Source organism: Rhodanobacter thiooxydans LCS2 (genome assembly GCF_000264375.1).
GTDB classification, from domain to species: domain Bacteria; phylum Pseudomonadota; class Gammaproteobacteria; order Xanthomonadales; family Rhodanobacteraceae; genus Rhodanobacter; species Rhodanobacter thiooxydans.
The window spans coordinates 36,230-57,765 of sequence record NZ_AJXW01000009.1 but is presented as its reverse complement, the minus strand read 5'-3'; the positions used below and the strand labels follow the sequence as shown (position 1 = coordinate 57,765).

At 67.3% G+C, this 21,536-nt stretch carries 22 protein-coding genes and 1 pseudogene; 12 read left to right on the top strand and 11 right to left on the bottom strand.

The genetic code is table 11. The features are described 5' to 3' along the window. The first annotated feature begins 36 nt into the window (after positions 1 to 36). From hprK to ptsP, 5 genes are all read left to right on the top strand, one after another. Positions 37 to 1,002 carry an HPr(Ser) kinase/phosphatase gene (gene hprK, locus UUA_RS02440; protein ID WP_008433974.1) on the top strand — a complete coding sequence of 322 codons (966 nt, stop codon included), beginning with the start codon at positions 37 to 39 and terminating at the stop codon, positions 1,000 to 1,002. Between the two features lie 4 nt (positions 1,003 to 1,006). After that, a complete protein-coding gene (gene rapZ / locus UUA_RS02435) occupies positions 1,007 to 1,912 on the top strand; it encodes an RNase adapter RapZ (RefSeq protein WP_008433971.1) in 906 nt (301 codons plus the stop codon). Between the two features lie 43 nt (positions 1,913 to 1,955). Then, a complete protein-coding gene (locus UUA_RS02430; RefSeq protein WP_008433969.1) occupies positions 1,956 to 2,348 on the top strand; it encodes a PTS sugar transporter subunit IIA in 393 nt (130 codons plus the stop codon). Continuing rightward, entirely contained in the window at positions 2,341 to 2,610 is a 270-nt protein-coding gene (locus tag UUA_RS02425) for an HPr family phosphocarrier protein (protein ID WP_008433967.1), read from the top strand. Before UUA_RS02430 ends, UUA_RS02425 begins: the two co-directional genes overlap by 8 nt. Before the next feature lie 150 nt (positions 2,611 to 2,760). Continuing rightward, positions 2,761 to 4,503 (top strand): phosphoenolpyruvate--protein phosphotransferase, encoded by a 1,743-nt coding sequence (gene ptsP, locus UUA_RS02420; protein WP_008433965.1) that lies wholly within the window; start codon positions 2,761 to 2,763, stop codon positions 4,501 to 4,503. A 10-nt stretch (positions 4,504 to 4,513) separates the two neighbouring features. Here ptsP and UUA_RS02415 read toward each other — a convergent pair whose 3' ends face one another. Continuing rightward, entirely contained in the window at positions 4,514 to 5,389 is an 876-nt protein-coding gene (locus UUA_RS02415; RefSeq protein WP_008433964.1) for a LysR family transcriptional regulator, read from the bottom strand. Positions 5,390 to 5,618: 229 nt separating this feature from the next. Between UUA_RS02415 and UUA_RS02410 the strand changes: the two genes are divergently transcribed. Beyond that, positions 5,619 to 6,644 carry a YeiH family protein gene (locus tag UUA_RS02410; RefSeq protein ID WP_008433962.1) on the top strand — a complete coding sequence of 342 codons (1,026 nt, stop codon included), beginning with the start codon at positions 5,619 to 5,621 and terminating at the stop codon, positions 6,642 to 6,644. Positions 6,645 to 7,586: 942 nt separating this feature from the next. On the opposite strand, the pseudogene UUA_RS19200 reads toward UUA_RS02410, so the two are convergent. Continuing rightward, a pseudogene (locus tag UUA_RS19200) lies at positions 7,587 to 7,718 on the bottom strand (tRNA (adenosine(37)-N6)-threonylcarbamoyltransferase complex dimerization subunit type 1 TsaB); the annotation flags it as partial. Positions 7,719 to 7,883: 165 nt separating this feature from the next. Between UUA_RS19200 and UUA_RS02405 the strand changes: the two are divergent. After that, positions 7,884 to 8,591, top strand: a complete 708-nt coding sequence (locus UUA_RS02405) for a PEP-CTERM sorting domain-containing protein (protein WP_153022852.1) — start codon at positions 7,884 to 7,886, stop codon at positions 8,589 to 8,591. Between the two features lie 235 nt (positions 8,592 to 8,826). Here the strand turns inward: UUA_RS02405 and tsaB are convergent, their stop codons facing one another. Continuing rightward, the gene (gene tsaB, locus UUA_RS02400; RefSeq protein ID WP_008433957.1) at positions 8,827 to 9,519 is read right to left on the bottom strand and encodes a tRNA (adenosine(37)-N6)-threonylcarbamoyltransferase complex dimerization subunit type 1 TsaB; all 693 of its coding nucleotides are present in this window, start codon (positions 9,517 to 9,519) and stop codon (positions 8,827 to 8,829) included. After that, complete coding sequence (creD, locus tag UUA_RS02395) at positions 9,516 to 10,862, bottom strand: cell envelope integrity protein CreD (protein WP_039953432.1); 1,347 nt, start codon at positions 10,860 to 10,862, stop codon at positions 9,516 to 9,518. The genes tsaB and creD overlap by 4 nt, the downstream gene beginning before the upstream one ends. Before the next feature lie 165 nt (positions 10,863 to 11,027). Between creD and lepB the strand changes: the two genes are divergently transcribed. From lepB to UUA_RS02380, 3 genes are all read left to right on the top strand, one after another. Further along, the gene (gene lepB / locus UUA_RS19195; RefSeq protein ID WP_008433954.1) at positions 11,028 to 11,489 is read left to right on the top strand and encodes a signal peptidase I; all 462 of its coding nucleotides are present in this window, start codon (positions 11,028 to 11,030) and stop codon (positions 11,487 to 11,489) included. Further along, positions 11,486 to 11,854: a nuclear transport factor 2 family protein gene (locus tag UUA_RS02385; RefSeq protein ID WP_008433952.1), complete on the top strand. Its 369-nt coding sequence runs from the start codon at positions 11,486 to 11,488 to the stop codon at positions 11,852 to 11,854. The genes lepB and UUA_RS02385 overlap by 4 nt, the downstream gene beginning before the upstream one ends. A 160-nt stretch (positions 11,855 to 12,014) precedes the next feature. Further along, a complete protein-coding gene (locus UUA_RS02380; RefSeq protein WP_238532987.1) occupies positions 12,015 to 12,884 on the top strand; it encodes a helix-turn-helix domain-containing protein in 870 nt (289 codons plus the stop codon). A gap of 69 nt (positions 12,885 to 12,953) precedes the next feature. Here the strand turns inward: UUA_RS02380 and UUA_RS02375 are convergent, their stop codons facing one another. The 4 genes from UUA_RS02375 to UUA_RS02360 form a co-directional block, all read right to left on the bottom strand. Further along, the gene (locus UUA_RS02375; protein ID WP_008433947.1) at positions 12,954 to 13,658 is read right to left on the bottom strand and encodes an alpha/beta hydrolase; all 705 of its coding nucleotides are present in this window, start codon (positions 13,656 to 13,658) and stop codon (positions 12,954 to 12,956) included. Next, the gene (locus tag UUA_RS02370) at positions 13,655 to 14,464 is read right to left on the bottom strand and encodes a dioxygenase family protein (RefSeq protein ID WP_008433945.1); all 810 of its coding nucleotides are present in this window, start codon (positions 14,462 to 14,464) and stop codon (positions 13,655 to 13,657) included. The genes UUA_RS02375 and UUA_RS02370 overlap by 4 nt, the downstream gene beginning before the upstream one ends. Positions 14,465 to 14,527: 63 nt before the next feature. Further along, positions 14,528 to 14,917: a DoxX family protein gene (locus UUA_RS02365; protein WP_008433943.1), complete on the bottom strand. Its 390-nt coding sequence runs from the start codon at positions 14,915 to 14,917 to the stop codon at positions 14,528 to 14,530. Between the two features lie 45 nt (positions 14,918 to 14,962). Beyond that, a complete protein-coding gene (locus UUA_RS02360; RefSeq protein WP_008433941.1) occupies positions 14,963 to 15,595 on the bottom strand; it encodes an NADPH-dependent F420 reductase in 633 nt (210 codons plus the stop codon). Positions 15,596 to 15,718: 123 nt separating this feature from the next. Between UUA_RS02360 and UUA_RS02355 the strand changes: the two genes are divergently transcribed. Further along, positions 15,719 to 16,636, top strand: coding sequence for a LysR family transcriptional regulator (locus UUA_RS02355; protein WP_008433940.1), 918 nt, complete (start codon positions 15,719 to 15,721; stop codon positions 16,634 to 16,636). A 552-nt stretch (positions 16,637 to 17,188) separates the two neighbouring features. On the opposite strand, the gene UUA_RS02350 is transcribed toward UUA_RS02355, so the two are convergent. After that, a complete protein-coding gene (locus UUA_RS02350) occupies positions 17,189 to 17,950 on the bottom strand; it encodes a class I SAM-dependent methyltransferase (RefSeq protein WP_008433937.1) in 762 nt (253 codons plus the stop codon). A 194-nt stretch (positions 17,951 to 18,144) separates the two neighbouring features. Then, positions 18,145 to 18,414 (bottom strand): metal/formaldehyde-sensitive transcriptional repressor, encoded by a 270-nt coding sequence (locus UUA_RS02345; protein ID WP_008433935.1) that lies wholly within the window; start codon positions 18,412 to 18,414, stop codon positions 18,145 to 18,147. A gap of 56 nt (positions 18,415 to 18,470) precedes the next feature. Here UUA_RS02345 and dmeF point away from each other — a divergent pair, with 56 nt between their 5' ends. Then, positions 18,471 to 19,430, top strand: a complete 960-nt coding sequence (gene dmeF, locus UUA_RS02340; RefSeq protein ID WP_008433933.1) for a CDF family Co(II)/Ni(II) efflux transporter DmeF — start codon at positions 18,471 to 18,473, stop codon at positions 19,428 to 19,430. Between the two features lie 135 nt (positions 19,431 to 19,565). On the opposite strand, the gene yoaA is transcribed toward dmeF, so the two are convergent. Next, positions 19,566 to 21,512, bottom strand: coding sequence for a DNA repair helicase YoaA (gene yoaA, locus UUA_RS02335; RefSeq protein ID WP_008433930.1), 1,947 nt, complete (start codon positions 21,510 to 21,512; stop codon positions 19,566 to 19,568). Between the last annotated feature and the right edge of the window lie 24 nt (positions 21,513 to 21,536).

Genomic DNA, 21,536 nt, shown 5'->3' with positions numbered 1-21,536 from the left:
GCCGGCTACCGACACGCGGCGCAAAGGACCCAAGGCTTGGACCGGATCAGCGCGCGACAACTTTACGATGGCGTCCACCAGCGCATGGCCCTGCGCTGGGTATCGGGCATGCGCGGGGAATCGCGCATGCTGGAGCCGGGCGTGGCGCAGGCGCGCCGGCCCTCGCTGATCGGCTACCTCAACATCATCTACCCGAACAAGATCCAGATCATCGGCTCGGAGGAACTGAACTACCTCGACGGGCTGGACTCGCGCCAGCGCTGGGAAGTGATGCACAAGATCGCCGCCTATCAGCCGGTGGCGCTGATCGTGACCAAGGACCAGGCCGTGCCGGCGGACCTGCGCGAGGTGGCCGAGGAAACCGACACGCCGCTGTGGATCAGCCCCAAGCGCGGCCACGAACTGCTGACCTACCTGCAGTACCACCTGGCACGCACGCTGGCGGCGAAGATCACCCTGCACGGCGTGTTCCTGGAAGTGTTCTCGATCGGCGTGCTGATCACCGGCGAGGCCGGCTCCGGCAAGAGCGAGCTGGCGCTGGAACTGATCAGCCGCGGCCACCGGCTGGTCGCCGACGACGCCACCGAGTTTACCCTGATCGCGCCGGACGTGATCGACGGCAGCTGCCCCGAACTGCTGCAGGACCTGCTGGAGGTGCGCGGGCTGGGCGTGCTCAACGTGCGCGAGATGTTCGGCCACATGTCGGTCAAGACCTCCAAATACCTGCGCCTGGTGGTGCACCTGAAGCCGCTGCGCGACAGCGAGCTCAACCTCGACGCCGGCGGCGACGCGCTGACCCGCCTCACCGGCGACATCGGCCATCGCGAGGTGTTCGACGTGAAGGTACCGATGATCACCATCCCGGTGGCCTCCGGCCGCAACCTGGCGGTGCTGGTCGAGGCGGCGGTGCGCAGCCACGCCCTGAAGAGCAAGGGCATCGACCCGGCGCAGACCTTCATCGACCGCCAGGCGCACCAGCTGCGCCGACTGCCCCCATGGTGAAAGCATGAGCGACGAGACCCGCCCGCCCGGCCCGCTGGCCGACCCGCACGAGATCCACCTGATCGTGCTGACCGGCATGTCCGGCGGCGGCAAGACGGTGGCGCTGCGCGCGCTGGAGGATCTGGAGTTCTACTGCGTCGACAACCTGCCGGTGGTGCTGCTGCCGCAACTGGTCGACGCCGCCATCCGCGGCGACCGCCGCAGCCGGCCGCGGCGCATCGCGGTGGGTGTGGACGTGCGCAACCGCAGCACCGATTTCGCGCACATGCCAACCGTGCTGTCGGAGCTGGCCGGCGCCGGCGTGCAGGTGCACCTGATCTTCCTGGATTGCCGCGACGAGGTGCTGATCAAGCGCTATTCGGAAACGCGCCGCCGCCACCCGCTGGCCACGCGCGGCGTGTCGCTGGCCGACGCGATCGCCGAGGAACGCCGCCTGCTGCGCCCTCTGATGGCGATCGCCGAGAAGGTGATCGACTCCAGCGAGCTCAACGTGCACCAGCTGCGCCGGCTGGTGGCCACCGGCTACGCGCAGGCCACTGAGGGGCTGACCCTGATGTTCCAGTCGTTCGCGTTCAAGCGCGGGCTGCCGCTGGACGCGGATTTCGTGTTCGACGCGCGCTGCCTGCCGAACCCACACTGGGAACCACGCCTGCGCCCGCTGTCGGGCAAGGACGCGCCGGTGCGCGAATTCCTCGAAGCCGCGCCGCTGGTCAACGAATACTTCATCGACACCGCGCGCTGGCTGGACGCCTGGTTGCCGCGCTTCGAGCAGGACGACCGCAGCTACGTGACCATCTCGATCGGCTGCACCGGTGGACGCCACCGTTCGGTCTACCTGGTCGAGAAGCTCGCCGCGCACTATCGCTCGCGCCGCGAGGGCGTGCTCACCTTCCACCGCGAACTGGAGTGATGGCCATGCCGTCCGCGACCACTCTTCGCACGAGCTGCCGGCCATGAGCGTCGGCGTGCTGCTGATGACCCACGAGGCGGTCGGCCAGGCGCTGATCTCCGCCGCGCACCACGTGATGCCGCGGCTGCCGCTCAAGGTGGCGGCGGTGGAGGTGCCGCCCAGCGCGGACCCCGACGTGATGCGCACGCTCACCGCTCACCATGCGCGCGAGCTCGACTCCGGCGACGGCGTGCTGATCCTGGCCGACCTGTACGGTGCCACGCCGTGCAACATCGGCTTGTCGCTGGGCGCGCTGGGCGTACACCTGCACTGTGTCTCCGGGCTCAACCTGCCGATGCTGCTGCGCGTACTCAACTATGCGGAAAAACCACTGGACGAGCTGGCCGAGATCGCGGCCAGCGGTGGCCGCGGGGGAATCTTCATCGACCATGCTTGAAAAGGAGATCGTCATCACCAACCGGCTGGGCCTGCACGCCCGCGCCTCGGCCAAGCTGGTACAACTGGTGCAGGGTTTCAAAGCCACCGTGCACCTGGTCAGCAAGGGCCGCGAAGTGAACGCACAAAGCATCATGGGCGTGATGATGCTGGCCGCCGGCCTCGGCAGCCCGCTCACCGTCCGCGCCGACGGCCCCGACGAGGAAGCCGCGCTGGCCGCCGTGGTCGCGCTGTTCGAGCGCAAGTTCGACGAGGGAGCTTGAGATGCAGGGAATCGGGAACAGGGATTTGGGAATAGGCAAGGCGGACAGCGCGGTGCCTGCAGGAAGCGGGGTACTCGCGCGCACCCTGCTTTCCCCTATTCCCGATTCCCGATTCCCGATTCCCGCGCTTGGCCCCCAAGGGGGCCAAGCGTGAGACACCTCCTCACCGGCACCGTCGCCGCGCACGGCATGGCGCTCGGTCGCGCACGGCTGGTGCAGCCCAGCCGCTATGCGGTGGATACCCGGCCGCTCGCCGAGGAGGAGGTCGAGGGCGAGCTGGCCAAGCTGCACCAGGCGCTGGACACCGCGCGGCAGGAATTGCGTGAGCTCCGCGGCAAGCTGCACGGCGCGCTGGCGCGCGAGGTCAACGAGTTCATCGACGCGCACAGCCTGCTGCTGGACGACGCCGAACTGCTGCGCGGGCTGGACGATCTGGTGCGGATCGGCCGCTACCGTCCCGGTGCCGCGCTGAAGAAACAGCGCGACCGGCTGTCCGCGGTGTTCGAGGCGATGGACGACCCCTACCTGCGCAGCCGCAAGGAGGACGTCGAGCAGGTGATCAACCGGGTGATCTCCGCGCTGCAACGGCAGACCAGCCCGGAAGAACGCAAGCTCGCCGCGCGGGTGGGCGAGGTCCTGATCGCCGACAACATCGCGCCGGCCGACATGGCGCAGCTGGCCGGCAATGGCCTGCTCGGCGTGGTGGCCAGCTCCGGCAGCGCGTACTCGCACAGCGCGATCCTGGCGCGTAGCCTCGGCCTGCCGATGCTGGTGGGCACCCGAGATGCGCTGTCCAACATCCACGACGACGACCTGATCCTGCTCGACGCCGAGCGCGGCGAGGTGATCGTGCACCCGGCCGCGCAGGATCTCTCGCGCTATCGCGCCTGGCAGCGCGAGGCGGCGGCCGAAGGCCGGCGGCTGGCCAAGCTGGCGAACGCGCCCACGCGCACCCGCGACGGCGTGGAAATCACCCTGCTGGCCAATGCCGAGACGTCCGCCGACGTGGCGCTGGCGCGCGCGCGCGGCGCCGATGGCGTGGGTCTGTACCGCACCGAGTTCCTGTTTCTCAAGCACAAGGGCCTGCCCTCGGAAGACGAGCAGTTCATCGCCTACCGCGACCTGGTGATGGGCATGGGCGGCCTGCCGGTGACCATCCGCACGCTGGACCTGGGCGCCGACAAGGCCGACGCCGCCGGGCTCGCCCTGCGCGGCGAGGACAACCCGGCGCTCGGCGTGCGCGGCGTGCGCCTGTCGCTGCGCTACCCGGCGGTGTTCACCACCCAGATCCGCGCGATCCTGCGCGCCGCCTGCTATGGCCCGGTGCGCGTGCTGGTGCCGATGGTGACCCAGCCGGACGAGCTGATCGCGGTGCGCACGCTGTTCAATCTGGCGCGGCAGGACCTGAAGCGCGAGAACATCGACCTGCCGGAGAAGCTGCCGCTGGGCGCGATGATCGAGGTGCCGGCGGCGGCGATCAACGTGCGCGCGCTGCTCGAACACGCCGACTTCCTCGCCATCGGCACCAACGACCTGGCGCAGTACGTGCTCGCCGCCGACCGCGGCAACGACGCGCTGGAGAACATCTACAACCCGCTGCAGCCGGCGCTGCTGCGGCTGATCTCGCACGTGCTCACCTCCGGCCGCCGCGCGAAGAAGCCGGTCAGCCTATGCGGCGAGATCGCCGGCGACGCGAACTTCGCCGCGCTGCTGCTGCTGCTCGGCCTGCATGAATTCAGCATGCACCCCGCGCAGATCCTGCAGGTGCGCGACCGCCTTGCCACGCTGGACCACGCGCACCTGCGCCGCCACGCCGCGCAGCTGCTGAATGCGCCCACGCACGAGCAGGCCGAGGCGATGCTGAACGAGATCGTCGCAGCGTCCGCCCGCTAATTGCTGCGCGTTACAGCCCTTCCAGAAACGCATCCAGCAGGGCGCCACGGTACTTCTGGCGGTGCAGCAGCAGCGAGAGCTTGCGGCGCAGATCCAGGAATGGCGTTTTCAGCGCCTTCAGCCGTCCGGTCGCCAATGCGTCGGTCACCGCCACCGCGGGCAGGCAGGCGATGCCCAGCCCGGCCACCACGGCCTGCTTGATTGCCTCGATCTGATCGAGTTCCAGCACGGTTTCGCCCGGCGGCAATTGCGCCAGCACGCGTTCACTGGTGGCGCGGGTGGCCGAGCCGGGTTCGCGCAGCACCCAGCGTGCGCCGGCGAAATCCGCCGGCTTCAGGCCGCGCCTACGCGCCAGCGGATGCTCCGGCGGCGCGCACACCACCAGCCGGTCGTCGCGCCACGGGCGAACCTCCAGCAACGGATGTGCCACCGGACCTTCGACGCAGCCGATGTCCAGACTGTGCTCGAGCATGGCGGCGGCGATCGTCTCGGTGTTTGCCACGCGCAGGCGGACCGCCACCTGCGGATGCGCGCGCACGAAACCGCCAAGCAACTCGCCGACCAGATAGTTGCCCACCGTGTTGCTGGCGCCGATGCGCAGCTCGCCGGTGAGCGCCGCGCCCTCCTCGCGTCCGCGCCGGCCGAATTCGGCATGGCGTTCCAGCAGCTCCTGCGCCAGCGGCAGCAGTTCTCGCCCGCGCGCGTTGAGGCGCAGGCGGCCGCGCTCGCGGTCGAACAGCGGCGCGTCGAGCTGCCGCTCCATTTCCGCCAGTGCCATGCTGGCGGCCGGCTGGGTCAGATGCAGGCGCTCGGCGGCGGCGCGCACACTGCCCGCCAGTGCGATCTGCACGAACACATCGAGCTGGCGCGGGCTGATGTTGATCATCACTCGATCTTATACTTCATATCAGCTTTTCCAAGTTTTACTGATCGATGCAGGCGAGGAGAATGGCGCGCCAGCACCCCGGCAACCTCGTACTTGCCCGTCATTCCTGCGCAAGCAGGAAGCGCTTCACAACAGCGAAGCTGGTCATCCAGCGACTTCTCGGCCAAAAGTCGGGAAAGCCCTGGGCCCGACCTTCGCCGCGGTGACGCCGACCCAAGGCATTCGCGCCATGAACATACCGCTCGCCGCCGCCCTCGTCCGCCCCACCCTGCGCAGCCGCGCCCCCGGCCTGCTGCTGGCCGTCGCGATCGCACTCGTCGCCTGGTGGCTGGGTCGGTGGCTGCCGCTGGTCGGCGGCCCGGTGATCGGCATCCTGCTCGGCATCGCGGTGCGCAACCTCCTGGCGCCCGGCGCGCGTTTCACCCCCGGCATCGCCTTCGCCGGCAAGCAGGTGCTGCAGTGGTCGATCATCGCGCTGGGCTTCGGGCTCAGCCTGGACCAGGTGGCGAGGACCGGTCTCGAATCGCTGTCGGTGACCCTGGTGACGCTGACCGTGGCCTTCGTCAGCGCGTGGGCACTGGGCCGCTGGCTGGGCGTGCATGACAAGCTGAAGGTGCTGATCGGCGTGGGCACCGCGATCTGTGGCGGCTCGGCGATCGCCGCGGTGACGCCGATCATCAAGGCCGACGAGCACGACACCGCGTTCGCGATCTCCACCATCTTCCTGTTCAACGTGGTAGCGGTGCTGCTGTTCCCGCCGCTCGGCCACCTGATGCACCTGTCCGACCTCGGCTTCGGCCTGTGGGCCGGCACCGCAATCAACGACACCTCCTCGGTGGTCGCCGCCGGCTACAGCTACAGCCATGCCGCCGGCGATTACGCCACCATCGTCAAGCTGACCCGCGCCACGCTGATCATCCCGATCTGCCTGGTGCTGGCCTTCGCGGTGGCCGCGAGGGAGAAGAAGCACGGCGCCGCCGACTTCAGCCTGCGCCGCATCCTCCCGTGGTTCATCCTGTGGTTCCTGGTGGCCTCCGGCATCCGCACCGCGGGCCTGCTCCCCGCCGCGATCCTGCCCGCGCTGCACGCTGCGGCCGAATTCCTGATCATCGTGGCGCTCACCGCGATCGGTCTCTCCGCCAACCTGCGCAAGATGATCGCCAGCGGCGCCCGACCAATCCTGCTGGGACTGGGCGTGTGGATCGCAGTGGCGGTCAGCAGCTTGCTGGTGCAGCTGGTGATCGGGCGGCTTTGACGCTTTGCCATTCAAGTCTGCTCTGTGCGAAATACGTGCGCCTGAGCGCCTTCTGTCGAAAGCGGGCGCCAAAGGACTTTTACGCTGGCAGGTCTCCTGCAAGCTCAAGCATTGACGTGCTGTTCGATCAACGTCCCGCGACTTCCCAACGTCACCGGGAATCTCCAGCGCAGAACTTTGAAAACATCCGGACGGTCCATTCATGGCCTTTGCCACGGGAAGGCCGCCAGTGAGAGCAGAAAGGGACAACAGGCCCGGCAACTTGCGGGAATCGGGACGCTGAGTTGCCGTGACGGCGACGGTGTTCGGTGGCCATCTTTGTTTGTTGATGCCGTTGTTGCGACCAGCAATCTCCGATTGGAACGCAGTTCCGGCGACGAGAAACAACTCACCAGTGCTCAACCTGCGTTTCATCCGACAGACGCGGTCGGTCTCTTTGCACTTGACATTGCCGGCACCGCAGCTGGTCGTGTCGACCCTACGCGCCCATCAGGCGCCATCAAGAAGGCCGGCGGACGCCACCGGTTCAACGCACGCCACACGTTACCGCGCCACCATCTGAAACGTATTCAGCCAGCGCCCCAACCACACCAAGCCAATACGGGGGTAACGAAGCCTCCACCAGCGACGGAGCTTTCAGGAGCGGCTGCGTAACGCTCAACATTCCTACGCCGTTCGCGGAGTACCTGGCTCCGATACGCCTTACGTGACTGGCATACGCTTAATCAATCCGATGAACCAAGGCATAGGCGGGTAATGCGCAAGATGCAACACCTCTTTGGTGTCGCAAATCGCCACTGTATCGATGTCGATGCGTGGCAACAGCTCACTCCACAGGAGTTGAGTGCGCGACATATCTCACCTGACGATGTAGATAGAGTTGACGAAAAATACGACTGCAACAGACCATCGGGGCTGAATTTCTAGTCTCAAAAAGACAGCTCAAGCCTTCCCCTGCTCCACCAGCGTCAACGCCACCTTGTCGCGCAGGTATACCGGCAGGGCCCGCTCGGGCGGCAGTGCGCGGCCGGCCTTGAACTCGCGGGCAGCGAGCTCGACCACATGCACGGTGCGTGCACCCTCACATTCTTTGGTCCGTGAGTGTCGACGCATTTTACAGACTCCAGTCCCCACTCAACCCATGGGATCTGCAATATATTGAATCATCGCTGTTTATTTCTCTGGCATGGGAATTGCTGTTAATGCGCCTACAGGGTGTTTCAATCCGGAGGACATCTTATGAATCCATCGAGAAAACGAATCGGAATCACGCTCGTCTTGAGCCTGGGAATGCTGGTATGCGGCATCGCCAGTGCCACCACGGTCATGAGCTTCGATGAAATGCAGCATCAACCCGCCGAACTCGTGGACAACTATTACAACGGCGGATGCAGCAGCTCCTATTCAGGCAGTGGCATTACCTGCGGTGGCCCGAACTACGGGGTCGTATGGTCGAGCGCACTCGCCGGAGGGGCACCAAACGGTCTGTGGGGTAATGTGGCCAACGAACCCAGCGGGCCCAACGTCATGGGATTTCTGGACGCCAACAGCGCCATCATGAATGTTGCAGCAGGATTCGACACCGGCTTTTCCTTCTACTACGCCGCTCCGAACACCGCGGGCAGTATCACGGTGTACGACGGTCTGAATGATTCCGGCAACATTCTGGCCACCTTGTTTCTGCCCATCAACGGCGGTAACTGCGATGGGTTTGCCCAGACCTATTCCTGCTGGTCCCCCATTGGCGTGACATTCGCCGGCATCGCCAAATCCGTGAATTTCGGCGGGGTCGCGGACTTCATCGTGTTCGATAACGTGACCATCGGGTCGAATACGCCCGGAGGCGGAAACGGAAATAATGTGTCCGAGCCCGCCACACTCGGCATGTTTGGTTTAGGCATGCTGCTGATTGGCCTGTTCGCCGGCGTGCGTCGGCGCGTGTCTTGAAAGGTACAAGGCAGGATCGAACCAATTTTCCAATAACCCCCGGCGACGGGGGTTATTTTGACCTTTTGGGATTCAAGCCGCAGCAGGATTGCCCCAACTTCTTACTGACGATTGAGGAAGGGGTAAATCGACAAGAGCCGCCAAATGGACACCCGTCGTGAAGCCTGCCACCGGAGCCGGGCCGGTAACCTGGCAAGGTGCGATTCCAGCTCAGACCGAAAGCCGGCGTGATGAATCACGCCTTGCCCTGCTCCACCAGCGTCAACGCCACCTTGTCGCGCAGGTACACCGGCAGGGCCTGCTCGGGTGGCAGTGTGCGGCCGGCCTTGAACTCGCGGGCAGCGAGTTCGGCCACGTGCACGGCCTGCGGGTAGCGCAGGCCATCGGCGGAATGCAGGGCGCCGGTGAGGCGCTGCGACAACGCGGTGGCGTAGGTGGCCCAGCCGCTGCCGACGACCTGCCAGGCGCCGGCTTCAGGCAACACCAGTGTCTCTGCCGTGCAGATGCGCTCGTCGTCCAGCGTGAGCAGGCCGCCGTCGTCGTCGCGGCGGTAGCAGGCGGCGTAGATCTCGCCCATGCGCGCGTCAATCACTGCGAGGATCGCGGTACCCTCTTCTTCCGGCGCTTCCAGCGCCAGTGCGGCCAGCGAGGAGACGGTGATCACCGGCAGGTCCAGCGCCAGCGCCATGCCCTGCGCCAGCGACACCGCGAGACGTACGCCGGTAAAGGCGCCGGGACCGCGGCCCACCGCGATCGCGTCCAGCGCGAGGCGGCCGATGCCCGCCTCGGCCAGCAGTTCGTCGGCCATCGGCAGTACCAGTTCGGTGTGCCGGCGTGGCGCGATCTCGCTGCGGGCAATCAGCTCGTCGCCGTGGATCAGGGCGACGGAGCAGGCTTCGGTGGCGGTTTCGATCGCGAGCAGGTTCATGGTTTGTCCATGATAGCGGCTGGCGGCTCGGCCGAGCTCGGCACGTACGCGTACCAGTCGATGCGGCGGGTCAGATACATCATCAGGCCGACCATCGCCAGCAGCACCAGCGCGCCGATCAGCAGCGCGTACTGCTCGGCCGCGATCAGCCCGTACAGCATCGCGTAGATCAGCCCCAGCACGCCGCCCAGCAGCAGGCCGGCGCGCCGTGCGCGCAGCACCGCCATCGCGTAACCACCCACCAGCACGGCCACCGCGACGGCCGCCAGCGCATACGCCGGACCGAAACCGATCTGTTCGGACAGCGCCAGCAGCACCACGTAGAACGTGGCCAGCGCCGCGCCGACCAGCAGGTACTGCACCGGGTGCACGCGCAACCGCTTGAGCACCTCGAACAGGAAGAACGCGACGAAGGTCATCGCGATGAACAGCAGCCCGTACTTCCCCGCCCGCACATTGCGCTGGTACACATCGACCGGCTGGTACAGCTGCACGCCAAAGGTCGAGGCCTGCAGTGCCGGCTGCATGTTGTCGGCATCATTCCAGTGCTGGCCATAGCTGCGGTTGAGATCGAGCAGGTGCCAGTGCGCGCTGAAGCCGTGGCCGTCGATGCTGCGCTCCAGCGGCAACGCCGCGCCGATGAAGCCGGGATCGCGCCACGGCGCGCGCATCGTCACGTCGGTGCTGCGCGCCAGCGGCAGCAGTTGCAGCGCCTCGGTGCCGGCCAGCTTCAGGCCGATCTGCACGTCGATCGGCTGCTCGCCCAGCGCATCCAGGTCGATCGGCACCACCACGTTCGGCCAGCTGCCAAGTCGGTCGGCCGACGATTCGAAGCGTGCCGGCTGGCCGTTGATGCGCAGCCCGGTGACCTCCTGCAAGCCGCGCAGGTCGCCGACCGGCAGCCGCAGCTCGGCCTTGCCGCCCTGCCACGTCGCATTGCTGGCGCGGCGATATTGGGCGATGTCCTGCGCGCGGAACTGCGCACCGAGCTTCACCGTGGCGACGAACACCGGCGCGGCATAGATGCCGTAGCTGCGCGTGGTCACGGCCATCGCCACGTCCAGCTTCAGCGCGTCGGCCAGCAGGCTTTCGCTGCCGGCACGCCACTGCGGCGGTTGGCCCTGCGCCACCGCCACCTGTTGCAACGTGGGCACCACCAGCACTGGTCCGCCCAGCACCTGCTTGCCGCCCCACCCTTGCGCGATCTGCGTGATCGCACCTTCGCGCAACTGCTGGCGTTCGCTGACCAGGCCGCGCACCTGCAGCAACGGTATCGTCATCAATAACGCCAGCACACCGACGCCCATTACCTTGGCGATGACTGTCTGTGTCCATTGCATCATCTCGTCCTCCCGGGATTGGAGGGTCGATCAGAACAGTTGCAACGGTGCCGCTGCGGGCAGTGGCAGGCCGCCAAAGGGCTGCAAGATGGCACGCCGATGATGGTGACACTTCGCATCATCGGCGAGGTCCCTGACGGGACGAGTCATCCAGCCCTGGGAAATGCCATGCGCACGATCGCGAAGTTCCTGCTCCGCAACCGCGGCTTCATCGCCTTCATGCTGTGCATGGTCGTATTCCGCAGCGCGGTAGCCGACCGGAACGTGGTGCCGACCGGCTCGATGCAGCCGACCATCCGCATCGGCGACCGCATCCTGGTCGACAAGCTGGCCCGCGACGTGCGCCTTCCGCTGACCCACGTCTCGCTGCTGCATCTGGCCGATCCGCAGCGCGGCGACATCGTGGTGCTGGATTCGCAAGCCGCCCAGGAGCGCGCAGCACGATCGTCGGCTGCGCGCACCATGTCGTCGTCTCGCTCGATCCCGAGCATCACTACCTGCCGCGGAACGAGCGCTTCGGCATACCTCTGGACTGAGTACCGTCATCCCATTACCTGCAAGGTAATCGCCTCGTCGCCGTGCTGCCTGCAAGCTGCGTCCACACCCACCGCGAAGGAGCACACGCCATGACCGCCACCCGTCAACTCATCGAGAAGTACCTGCAGGGCTGGAACGAAACCGATCCGCTGCGCCGCCGCACGTTGATCGAGGACGTCTACGCCGAACACGCCGCCTACGTCGATCCGATGGTCGAGGCGCGCGGGTGGGAGGCGATCGACGCCACCATCGCCGCCGTGCAGAACATGTTCCCCGGCCACCTCTTTCGCCTTGCCGGCGAGGTCGACGCACACCATGACATCGCGCGCTTCCACTGGCATCTGGCCGAACCCGGTGCGGCCGATCCGCTGGTGATCGGCTTCGACGTGGTGGTGCTTGACTACGGCCGCATCCGACAGGTGCACGGCTTCCTCGACAAGGTGCCGATGGCCGCCTGATCCACCTGGGGCGGCCCCGTCAGTCGGCGCCCTTCCATCACCGATCGCCGTCCGCCACACCGGCATGACGCGACGCCGCAGGGACATCCGTCATGAGCACCTTCGCGGCCGGCGGCATCCACGTCTTTATCCTGGCGCCCCGCCGCGCCAGCGCATGCCGATGCGCGATCCACGACATGACCGCCAGTACCGCCAGGCGGGTGCGACTGGCATCATTCCCGCGATGAAAGCACAACGCACCGAAAGCGCCCGCCCGGTCGGTGACCTGCTGCGCGAATGGCGACGCCATCGCCGGCTGAGCCAGCTCGACCTTGCGACCGGCGCGGAGATCTCCACCCGCCACCTGAGCTTCGTCGAATCCGGCCGTGCACAGCCGAGCCGCGACATGATCCTGCATCTGGCCGAATACCTCGAGGTACCGCTGCGCGAACGCAACACCCTGCTGGCCGCCGCCGGCTTCGCCGCCGCATTCAGGGAGCGCGCGCTGGACGATCCCGCGCTCGCCACGGCGCGTCACACTATCGATCTGCTGCTGCAGGGCCTGGAGCCCTGTCCCGCACTGGCGGTCGACCGCTACTGGCAACTCGTCACCAGCAACCAGGCCACCTTGCGGCTACTCACCGGCGTCGCCCCCGAATTGCTGCAGCCGCCGATCAACGTGCTGCGCCTGAGCTTGCACCCCGCCGGCCTCGCCCCACGCATCCGCAATCTGGCCCAGTGGCGCGCCCACCTGCTGCACCGGCTGCGCCAGCAGATCGACGCCAGCCAGGATCCGCAGTTGATGGCCCTGCTGCACGAACTGCAGGCCCTGCCCGCTCCGGATGCCGACCCGGCCAACACGGTTGCGGCCTCCGCCATCGCCGTGCCGATGCAACTGGAAGTGAACGGTCATGTGCTCAACATGCTGAGCACCACCACCGTCTTTGGCAGCCCGGTCGACATCACGCTCGCCGAACTGGCGCTGGAGGCATTCGTGCCCGCTGATGCGGATACTGCGGAGCGATTGCGGGCGATGTCGACCGGCAGCTGACACGGACTCTCGTCCAGCAACCGGTTTTGACCAGGTGAACCTGACCAGGCCTGATCCCGTTCTTCGGGCTCATGGCACCCCGTCGGGCCGGTTCCAGCGCTGATCGCCCCGGGCCAGCCAGGCGAGGAAATCGGCGCGCATCGCCATGCCCAGTTCGTGCCCGGTCGGATAGAGCTTCGTCTCGTGCGCGACGCCGAGGCGATCGAGCCAGTCGCTGGCCCGCTGCGCCCAGCTCACCGGGAGTTTGTCGTCGTGCGTGCCATGCGCGATGTAGCCGCGCAGCGCGGACAGGCGTTGCACATCGGCCAGCTGCGGTTCGAGTTCCGGCAGGATGCGGCCGGCCAGTATGGCGAACGCGGCGACGCGTTCGGGCGCGGTCAACGCCACGCTGGCGCTGAGGATGCCGCCCTGGCTGAAGCCGACGACGACGGTATGCGCCGCGTCGATACCATGCGCCTGCTGCAGTTGTCCGATGAAGTCGATCAGCGTGCGACGACTGGCGTCGGCCTCGGCTTCCACGATCTGCGGACCGTTGCCGGTGAAGGCGACGCGGAACCAGCCGAACGCCTGCGGCCCCAGCGCGACCGGACCGCGCGGCAGCACCACCAGCGCGTTGCCGCTGGCCTCGGCGCCGAGGGCGGCGAGGTTGCCCTCGTTGCCGCCCACGCCGTGCAGCAGCACCAGCAGCGACGTCGGTTTCGACGGCACCGGATGCAGCGTGCGGAACGCCAGGGCGAAGGCGGGATCGACCGACAGCGGCGACAGGCTTTTCATGCGGCATGCTCCAGCGGGGTTGGGGCCGCGTCCGGCAACCCGAACGCGAACGAATCCATCGACAGCACGCCGTAGGTCATGCCGCCTTCGACCAGGCGCGACGCGTCGGTGCCGGCGCTGGCGCCCACGGCTACCAGCAACGGCAAGTAATGCTCCTCGGTCGGATGCGCGCGCTCGGCATGCGGCGCGCGGTGACGGTAATCGACTAGTGCGGCGACGTCGCGTGCCGCCACCGCAGCACGAACCCAGTCGACGAATTGCTGCGCGTACTCCGGGTTGCGGATGGCCTGGCGGAATTCGTACAGGTTGTGGGTGAGGCTGCCCGAACCGATCACCAGCACGCCGCGCTCACGCAGCGGCGCCAGGGCCTGGCCCAGCCGCAACGCGCCGGCCGCATCGATGTTCTGCGGCAGCGACACCTGGAACACCGGCACGTCGGCCTGCGGAAACAGGTAGCGCAGCGGCACCCAGGCACCGTGGTCGAGGCCGCGGCGTTCGTCGAGCGCGACGTCGAAGCCCGCTTGCGCCAGCAGCTGCGCGGCGTCCTGCGCCAACCCCGGCGCGCCTGGCGCGGGGTACTGCAATTGATACAGCGGTGGCGGGAAGCCACCGAAGTCGTGGATCGTTTCCGGCGCGGCAGTGCTGCCGACGCGCACGCCCCGCGTCTGCCAGTGCGGCGACACCACCAGCACGGCACTGACGCCATGCAGCCACTGGCCGATGGCGCGCAGGTTCGGGCCGAGCACGCCCGGTTCCTGCGCGAACATCGGCGAGCCGTGGGAGATGAAGATCGAGGGAGCGGTCATGGCGATTCCTGAAAAGGGCAGCGGGCGCTGCTGCGCCCGCTGCGTTGAACGGCAGGTTGGAAGTCAGGCGTTGCGGCGCTTGTTCCACGCATGGTCGAGGCTGAGCGTGCCGGCACCGTTGGCGGCGAGCATCAGGAAGCCGCCGGCCATCGCCACGTTCTTCCAGAAGTTGATCGCCTGCGCGGCGTCGCCGAGGTGGGCGTGGAACAGTGCGGCACTGGCCAGCGAGAACGCGGCGAGCGCCAGCGCGATCCAGCGCGTGAATGCACCGGTGAGGACGGCCAGGCCGCCGCCGAGTTCCAGCGCGATCACCAGCGGCAGCAGGCTGCCCGGCAAACCGGCGGATGCCATGTATTGCTGGGTGCCTGCGTAAGCGGCGATCTTGCCCCAGCCGGAAATGATGAAGATGAGCGAGAGGCCGACCCGGCCGAACAATGTCAGTGAAGCGTTCATGTGGATTCCTTGGAGAGAGGAGAAGAATGGTCGACGCGAAGCGCGTCAGGCCTTGCTGATCCAGGTCGGCGCGATCGACGTGCCGAGGCCGGCGCCGTAGCCGAAGTAGATGTTCAGTCCGCCCAGCGGCTCGAGGTAGCGCGCGTTCTTCAGCGGACCGGCGTCGACCGCCGCGAAGCCGAGGCTTTCGATCAGTGCCTTCGCGGTCTGCTTCGCCCGTTCGCTGTCGCCGGCGAAGAACGCCGGGGCGATCTGGCCATCGGCAAACTTCGGGCCGTCGGCCAGCACCTGGGCGAACAGCGTGTTGAACGCCTTGACCACCTCGGCTTCGGGCACGGCCTTGGCGATCTCCTCGGCGGCCGAGGTGTCGTAGCCGAGGGTCAGGCCCATGTAGTCGGCGGTTAGCGGATTGGTGATGTCGATGACCACCTTGCCCGCCAGCGAACCCAGCGAGCGCAGCGCCGGCACCGCGTCGGCGTAACCGGTAGCGACGATGACGACATCCGAACCGGCCAGCGCCTCGGCGGGGACCGTGGCCACGGCGCCTGGGTTGGCGGCGGCCAGCGCCTGCGCCTTGGCCAGGTCGCGCGCGGTGATGCGCACGGCGTGGCCGGCGCGGGTGAGTTGCTTGGCAAGGGCCGAGCCCATGTTGCCGGTGCCGATCAGGGTGATGTTCATGGAAGTCTCCGTGGGGTGCCCGGAGCATCCGGGCATGGGGAGCACTCTATTGATCGTCCGCGTGATGATAAATTAGCCTTCGGTTGACTTACTGTTTCGGAAATCGAGACAAAGGATGCCGTCATGGATAAATTCCAGGAAATGGCCAGCTTCGTCGCCGTGGTCGAGGCCGGCAGCTTCGTCGGCGCTGCGGACGTGACCGGGCTGTCCAAGGCCGCGGTGTCGCGCCACGTCGCCGAACTGGAACAGCGCCTGGGCGCCCGCCTGCTGCAGCGGACCACGCGGCGGCTGTCGCTGACCGACGATGGGCAGCTGTTCTACGCCCGCTCAAAGGAAATGCTGGCCGCGGTCGACGAGGCGGAATCGGAAATCAGCTCGCGCAGCGGCGAGCCCAGCGGGCGGCTGCGCATCAATGCGCCACTCAGCTTCGGCGTGTTGCAGCTGGCCCCGCTGTGGCCGCGCTTCGCGCAGCTGTACCCGAAAGTGTCGCTGGACATCGAACTGAGCGATCGCGTCGTCGACCTGGTCGAGGAGGGTTACGACCTGGCGGTACGCATCACCAACCTGCCCAGCTCGCAGCTGGTCAGCCGGCAACTTGCGTCGACGCGCATGATCGCCTGTGCGTCACCGCCCTACCTGGCGCAGCACGGCACGCCGCAGCACCCGCAGGAACTGGCGCAGCACGAGGTCATCTCTTACAGCTACTTCGCCGCCAGGGACGAGTGGACCTTCACCGCACCCGACGGCAGCCCCACCGTCGTGCGCACCCGTGCCCGCATCCACGCCAACAACGGCGACACCTGCCGCGTTGCCGCGCTGGAGCATCAGGGCGTCATCCTGCAGCCGGATTTCATCGTCGCCGACGACCTGCGCCGCGGTGACCTGGTCGAACTGATGCCGACGTACCGCGCGATGACGCTCGGCATCCATGCAGTTTATCCCTCACGCAAGCACCTGCCGATCAAGACGCGGCGGCTGGTGGATTTCCTGGTGGAGGCGCTGGCGGTGCCGGGGTGGACTACCCGCCGCGCGCCCGATTGACCTTGGAGCATGGAGGGATCCAGCCCCACCGTTCGCCCTGGCGCAGCCGGAAGCGCCGAAGTCGAAGCGCGATCGCTGGCGGGTGCTTCGACTTCGCTTGCCATAGCAAGCCACGCTCAGCGCGACCGGCTTGTCTGGCTGAGCGTGGTCAAGACGCTGGATCCCGGTTTCCGCTCACTGCCATCCGGAATACTTTGGGAGGCCCGCGGCTCCAGAATTTCGAACACCCTTCCCATCGTCATTCCGGCGAAGGCCGGAATCGCACTTCAGCGAGGCAGCAAAGCATCGTGTTGGGCGATGTCCTTTTTGCTTCGCCGTCCGCGCGTGCGATGGGCCTGGTTACAAGTGCGATTCCGGCCTTCGCCGGAATGACGGTGAGGGACGAGTCGGTCGGTTCGATGAAGCCGACCAGCATGGGGGGGAAAGACTGGCGGCATGCCCACAAAGCCGGGCCAGTCAGGCCCCAATTGCGGCACCGCCTGGCGAATGGTCACGGCCTGCCGGGCCTGACCGCCCGGCCCGGTGCCAGCGCCGGGATGTCATGGCCCGGACTCATACGATTCCGGTGCGCATGTTGATGGGCCAGGTCACCGGCCGTTTCGTTTCCGGGTCCCCCCAGCATGCGGCCAGATTCGTCGCGAAACACTCGATCACCCGGCCGTGGCCTTGCTCCAAGGCGTGTTTCACGGCCGACCAGGTCGAGATGTAGCCCATGAGCTCGGCGAGCGACCACGCCTTCCGAATCGCCATCGCGGGCGGCGGGAACTCCGCGAAAGGAAAATCGAGGTCCGCGTAGCCACGGTCAACCAGCTGCCGTTCCGGTGGCCAGAACGGACCGATTTCGTCCCGATAAAAGTGCAGGAAGCGCTCATCCAGTGCTTCGTCCAGCTTCGGCACGCCGTAACTGACGAGCGCCAGCAGGGCACCCGCCTTGGCGATGCGCCTGACTTCGGCATAGAACGCGGGAAGGTCGAACCAGTGCGCGGCCTGCGCGGCCGCCACCAGACTCGCGCTGCGGTCGGGCACCGGCAGGTGTTCGGCGGGCGCCTGGGCATACCGCACGCGTTCGGTGACGGGCGCATGCACGATCTGGTCGGCGCTGGGGTCGAGGCCAAGTACGCTGTCGAAATGCGCGCCCAGCTGTGCCGCCAACTGGCCGGAGCCACAGCCGACGTCGACGGCGAAGCGCGTATCGGCCGAGGCACCCGCCAGGAAGGCGACCAGCGCGGGCGGGTATTCCGGGCGGAACCTTGCATAGTTCTGTCCGCCGGCCTGGAACCAGTTGCCGGCGTGGTCATCTCGTTCAACGGACATGCGTCGTCTTCCGGGTTCGTGCCTGGGCTTCGAGCAGGCGATTCGCGACAACAGGGACAATAGCGGGATCAGGCTGACTTCCCGCCTGACCATAGTGAACCCGCCCCGCTCTTTCTCCTTAAGCACGCAAGGAGAGAGTGACTCGGTCGCCGAAGGCGATCGACCACTCTTCACTTTGAGCGCCTTGGTTCCCGCTACTTGAGGTAGCTCCTCAGCACGCCGAGCACCGGCAGCAGCTCGTCCTGCTGCTTCGCGTTGCCGCTCTCGGCCACATGCGCGCGCAGGTGGCCTTCCATCACCTGCAGGATCAGGCCGTTGACCGCGCCGCGCACGGCGGCCAGCTGCTGCAGCACCGCGCCGCATTCCTCGTCGCCGTCGATGGCGCGTTCCAGCGAAGCCAACTGGCCGCCGATGCGGCGCACGCGGGTGACCAGTTTCTTGCGGTTTTCCTGCACGTGGGACATGGCGACGGCCTGCCGGTCTTATACTATGGGGGAGTATATAACCACGGAACTCCGCCATGCCCGCCCCCGACGTCTCAGCCTTCATCCACAGTCACCAGTTCAACCACGTCGATGCGAAGGCGGAGCGCAACACCCGGCGCGTGGTGTTCATCACCGCGGCGATGATGGTGGTGGAGATCGCCGGCGGTTACTGGCTGAACTCGATGGCCCTGCTGGCCGACGGCTGGCACATGAGCTCGCACGCCCTGGCGATGGGCCTTTCGGTGATGGCCTATGTGTTCGCCCGGCGCTACGCGCAGGACGGCCGCTTCGCCTTCGGCACGTGGAAGATCGAGATCCTCGGCGGCTACAGCAGCGCCCTGCTGCTGGCGGTGGTCGCCGCACTGATGATGGTGCAGTCGCTGGAACGGCTGTTCGTGCCGGCGACGATCCACTACGACGACGCCATCCTGATCGCGGTGCTCGGCCTGGGCGTCAACCTGCTGTGCGCGTGGTTGCTGAAGGGCGAGCACCACCATGGGCACGGGCATGCGCATGGACACGACCATGGGCACGGTCACGGACATCGCCACCACGGACACGATGGCCACCATCACGATGTGAACCTGCGTGCGGCCTACCTGCACGTCATCGCCGATGCGGCGACTTCGGTACTCGCCATCGTTGCGCTGGTCGGCGGCAAGCTTTATGGCGCCGCCTGGCTGGACCCGGTGATGGGCATCGTCGGTTCGGTGCTGGTGGCGCGCTGGTCCTGGGGGCTGCTGCGCGAGTCCGGCAGGATCCTGCTGGATGCCGAAATGGACCAGCCGGTGGTCGAGGAGATCCGCGACGTGGTGCGGGAGAAGTTCGCCACGGCGGCCATCAGCGACCTGCACGTGTGGCGCGTCGGCCGCGACAGCTATGCCTGCATCCTGGGACTGGTGGCCAGCACGGCCATCAGCGCCGAGGATGTGCGCCGGCAGCTGGCCATCCACGAGGAACTGGTGCACGTGACGGTCGAGGTCGCGGCAGCCTGAACCCGTCACACCGCTGCGCTACGCCGGTGGCTGCCACAGCTCGACGCCTTTGATCCTGCGAATCCCGAATCCCGTCTTTCAACAGACGAACGTCTGGTCATCCCGGTCCTCAAGGCATCCCCCGCCAGCAGGCCCCTACCGGTTTTTCCCCGCATCATCGAAGAAGGCTTGCACGTCCGCCAGTTCGCGCGTGCGCGGCATCGGAGGGACGCTGGCGAGGAAGAGCTTGCCGTAGCCCTTGGTGGTGAGCCGCGGGTCGCACAGCACCAGCACGCCGCGGTCGTGCATGCTGCGGATCAGCCGGCCGGCGCCCTGCTTCAGTGCGATCACCGCACTCGGTACCTGCCAGCCCATGAAGGGATTGATGCCGGATTGTTCCAGCGCGGCGAGGCGCGCCATCAGCACCGGATCGTCGGGTGCGGCGAACGGCAGCTTGTCGATCACCACCAGGCTGAGCGCCTCGCCGACCACGTCGACGCCTTCCCAGAAACTCGCCGCGCCGAGCAGCACGCCATGGCCGCTGGCGCGGAACTCCTCCAGCAGCCGCGGCCGCGGCGCGCTGCCCTGCACGAACAGCGGCCACGGCACCTTGTCCTGCAGCAGTTCGGCCGCACGACGCAGCGCGCGGTGCGAGGTGAACAGCAAAAACGCGCGGCCATTGGAGGCCTGCAGCACCGGCAGCACGGTATCGATCACCTTGTCGGTGTAATCGCGCGCGTTCGGATCGGGTAGACCCGACGGCAGGTAGCACAGCGCCTGGCGCGCGTAGTCGAACGGGCTTTCCAGGCAGAGCGTCTGCGGCTCGTCCAGGCCGAGCTGGCGCGCGAAATGGTCGAAGTTGCCGGCCACCGACAGCGTGGCCGAGGTGTGCACCCACGCCGCCTGGGTGCGTTCGCGCAGGCCGCGCATCGGCGCGGCGAGATCCAGCGGCGTGGCATACAGCGCGAAGCCGCGTGGAAAGGTTTCGTACCAGCGTACGTCCTGGTCGCCGTGCGTTTCGACGATGCGCTGCAGCCGTTCGGCGAACAGCCCGGCGCGCTCGTGCAGGTTGGCGAAGCCGCGCGAGCGCTCGGCCTGCGAGGCCAGCAGTTCGGCCAGCGTGGCCAGCAGCTCGCCCAACTCGTGCAGCGCCGCGCGCACTTCGGCGCGATCCTCCAGCAGGGCGAACGCGCCGCGCGCGGGCAGCGGCTCCATCGCCAGGCGCAGCTTGCGCAACGCATCCTGCAAGGCCTCGACCGGTTCCAGCAGCAGGCCGATCGCACCAGTGACGCCGCTGCATTCGGCCAGCGTGTCCTGCGCCATGTCGGTGAGCTGGCGCGCACTGAGACTCTGCGAGAAGAACTGCCCGGCCAGTTCGGGGATCTGGTGCGCCTCGTCGAGGATGAAGGCCGCCGCGCCCGGAAGGATCTCGCCGAAGCCTTCCTGCTTCAGCGCCAGGTCGGCGAACAGCAGGTGATGGTTGACCACCACCACGTCGGCCTCCATCGCCTCGCGACGCGCCTTGAACACGTGGCAGTCGTCGTAGAACGGGCACTCCACGCCGAGGCAGTTTTCCGCGGTGGAGGTGACCCGCGGCCACAGCGGCGATTCCTCCGGCACCTCGGCCAGCTCCATGCGGTCGCCGCGGCGGGTACGCGCGGACCAGGCGCGGATCGTCGCCAGCTGCGCCGCTTGCGTACGCTCCAGGCTGCCGCCATCGCGCACGGTCTGGTCGAGCCGGTACAGGCACAGGTAGTTCGCGCGGCCTTTCAGCAGCGCCGTCTTCAAGCGTGCGCCCAGCACCGAGCGCACCTTCGGCAGGTCGCGGAAATACAGCTGGTCCTGCAGCGCCTTGGTGCCGGTGGAGATGATCACGCGCTCGCCCGAGAGCAGCGCCGGCACCAGGTAGGCGTAGGTCTTGCCGGTGCCGGTGCCGGCCTCGGCGATCAGCGTGTCGCGCCCGGCGATGGCCTGCTGCACCGCCCGCGCCATCGCCTGTTGCGCCAGCCGCGGCGCGAAATCCGGCAGCTCGCGCGCGAACGGCCCCTCGGCACCGAGCAAGGCGCCGACGTCGTCGGACTCGGTGTCTTCGAGGGCGTCCATCCGCCAAGTATGGCGGAGCGGCCG

Coding starts and splice junctions, on each gene's coding strand:
- UUA_RS02405 (WP_153022852.1), top strand. CDS start 7,884: ATGAATCCATCGAGAAAACGAATCGGAATCACGCTCGTCTTGAGCCTG.
- UUA_RS02370 (WP_008433945.1), bottom strand. CDS start 14,464: ATGACCGCTCCCTCGATCTTCATCTCCCACGGCTCGCCGATGTTCGCG.
- UUA_RS02415 (WP_008433964.1), bottom strand. CDS start 5,389: ATGATCAACATCAGCCCGCGCCAGCTCGATGTGTTCGTGCAGATCGCA.
- UUA_RS02375 (WP_008433947.1), bottom strand. CDS start 13,658: ATGAAAAGCCTGTCGCCGCTGTCGGTCGATCCCGCCTTCGCCCTGGCG.
- UUA_RS02345 (WP_008433935.1), bottom strand. CDS start 18,414: ATGTCCCACGTGCAGGAAAACCGCAAGAAACTGGTCACCCGCGTGCGC.
- UUA_RS02350 (WP_008433937.1), bottom strand. CDS start 17,950: ATGTCCGTTGAACGAGATGACCACGCCGGCAACTGGTTCCAGGCCGGC.
- tsaB (WP_008433957.1), bottom strand. CDS start 9,519: ATGAACCTGCTCGCGATCGAAACCGCCACCGAAGCCTGCTCCGTCGCC.
- UUA_RS02425 (WP_008433967.1), top strand. CDS start 2,341: ATGCTTGAAAAGGAGATCGTCATCACCAACCGGCTGGGCCTGCACGCC.
- UUA_RS02355 (WP_008433940.1), top strand. CDS start 15,719: ATGGATAAATTCCAGGAAATGGCCAGCTTCGTCGCCGTGGTCGAGGCC.
- creD (WP_039953432.1), bottom strand. CDS start 10,862: ATGATGCAATGGACACAGACAGTCATCGCCAAGGTAATGGGCGTCGGT.
- dmeF (WP_008433933.1), top strand. CDS start 18,471: ATGCCCGCCCCCGACGTCTCAGCCTTCATCCACAGTCACCAGTTCAAC.
- UUA_RS02385 (WP_008433952.1), top strand. CDS start 11,486: ATGACCGCCACCCGTCAACTCATCGAGAAGTACCTGCAGGGCTGGAAC.
- UUA_RS02360 (WP_008433941.1), bottom strand. CDS start 15,595: ATGAACATCACCCTGATCGGCACCGGCAACATGGGCTCGGCCCTTGCC.
- lepB (WP_008433954.1), top strand. CDS start 11,028: ATGCGCACGATCGCGAAGTTCCTGCTCCGCAACCGCGGCTTCATCGCC.
- rapZ (WP_008433971.1), top strand. CDS start 1,007: ATGAGCGACGAGACCCGCCCGCCCGGCCCGCTGGCCGACCCGCACGAG.
- UUA_RS02365 (WP_008433943.1), bottom strand. CDS start 14,917: ATGAACGCTTCACTGACATTGTTCGGCCGGGTCGGCCTCTCGCTCATC.
- yoaA (WP_008433930.1), bottom strand. CDS start 21,512: ATGGACGCCCTCGAAGACACCGAGTCCGACGACGTCGGCGCCTTGCTC.
- UUA_RS02410 (WP_008433962.1), top strand. CDS start 5,619: ATGAACATACCGCTCGCCGCCGCCCTCGTCCGCCCCACCCTGCGCAGC.
- UUA_RS02380 (WP_238532987.1), top strand. CDS start 12,015: ATGCGCGATCCACGACATGACCGCCAGTACCGCCAGGCGGGTGCGACT.
- UUA_RS02430 (WP_008433969.1), top strand. CDS start 1,956: ATGAGCGTCGGCGTGCTGCTGATGACCCACGAGGCGGTCGGCCAGGCG.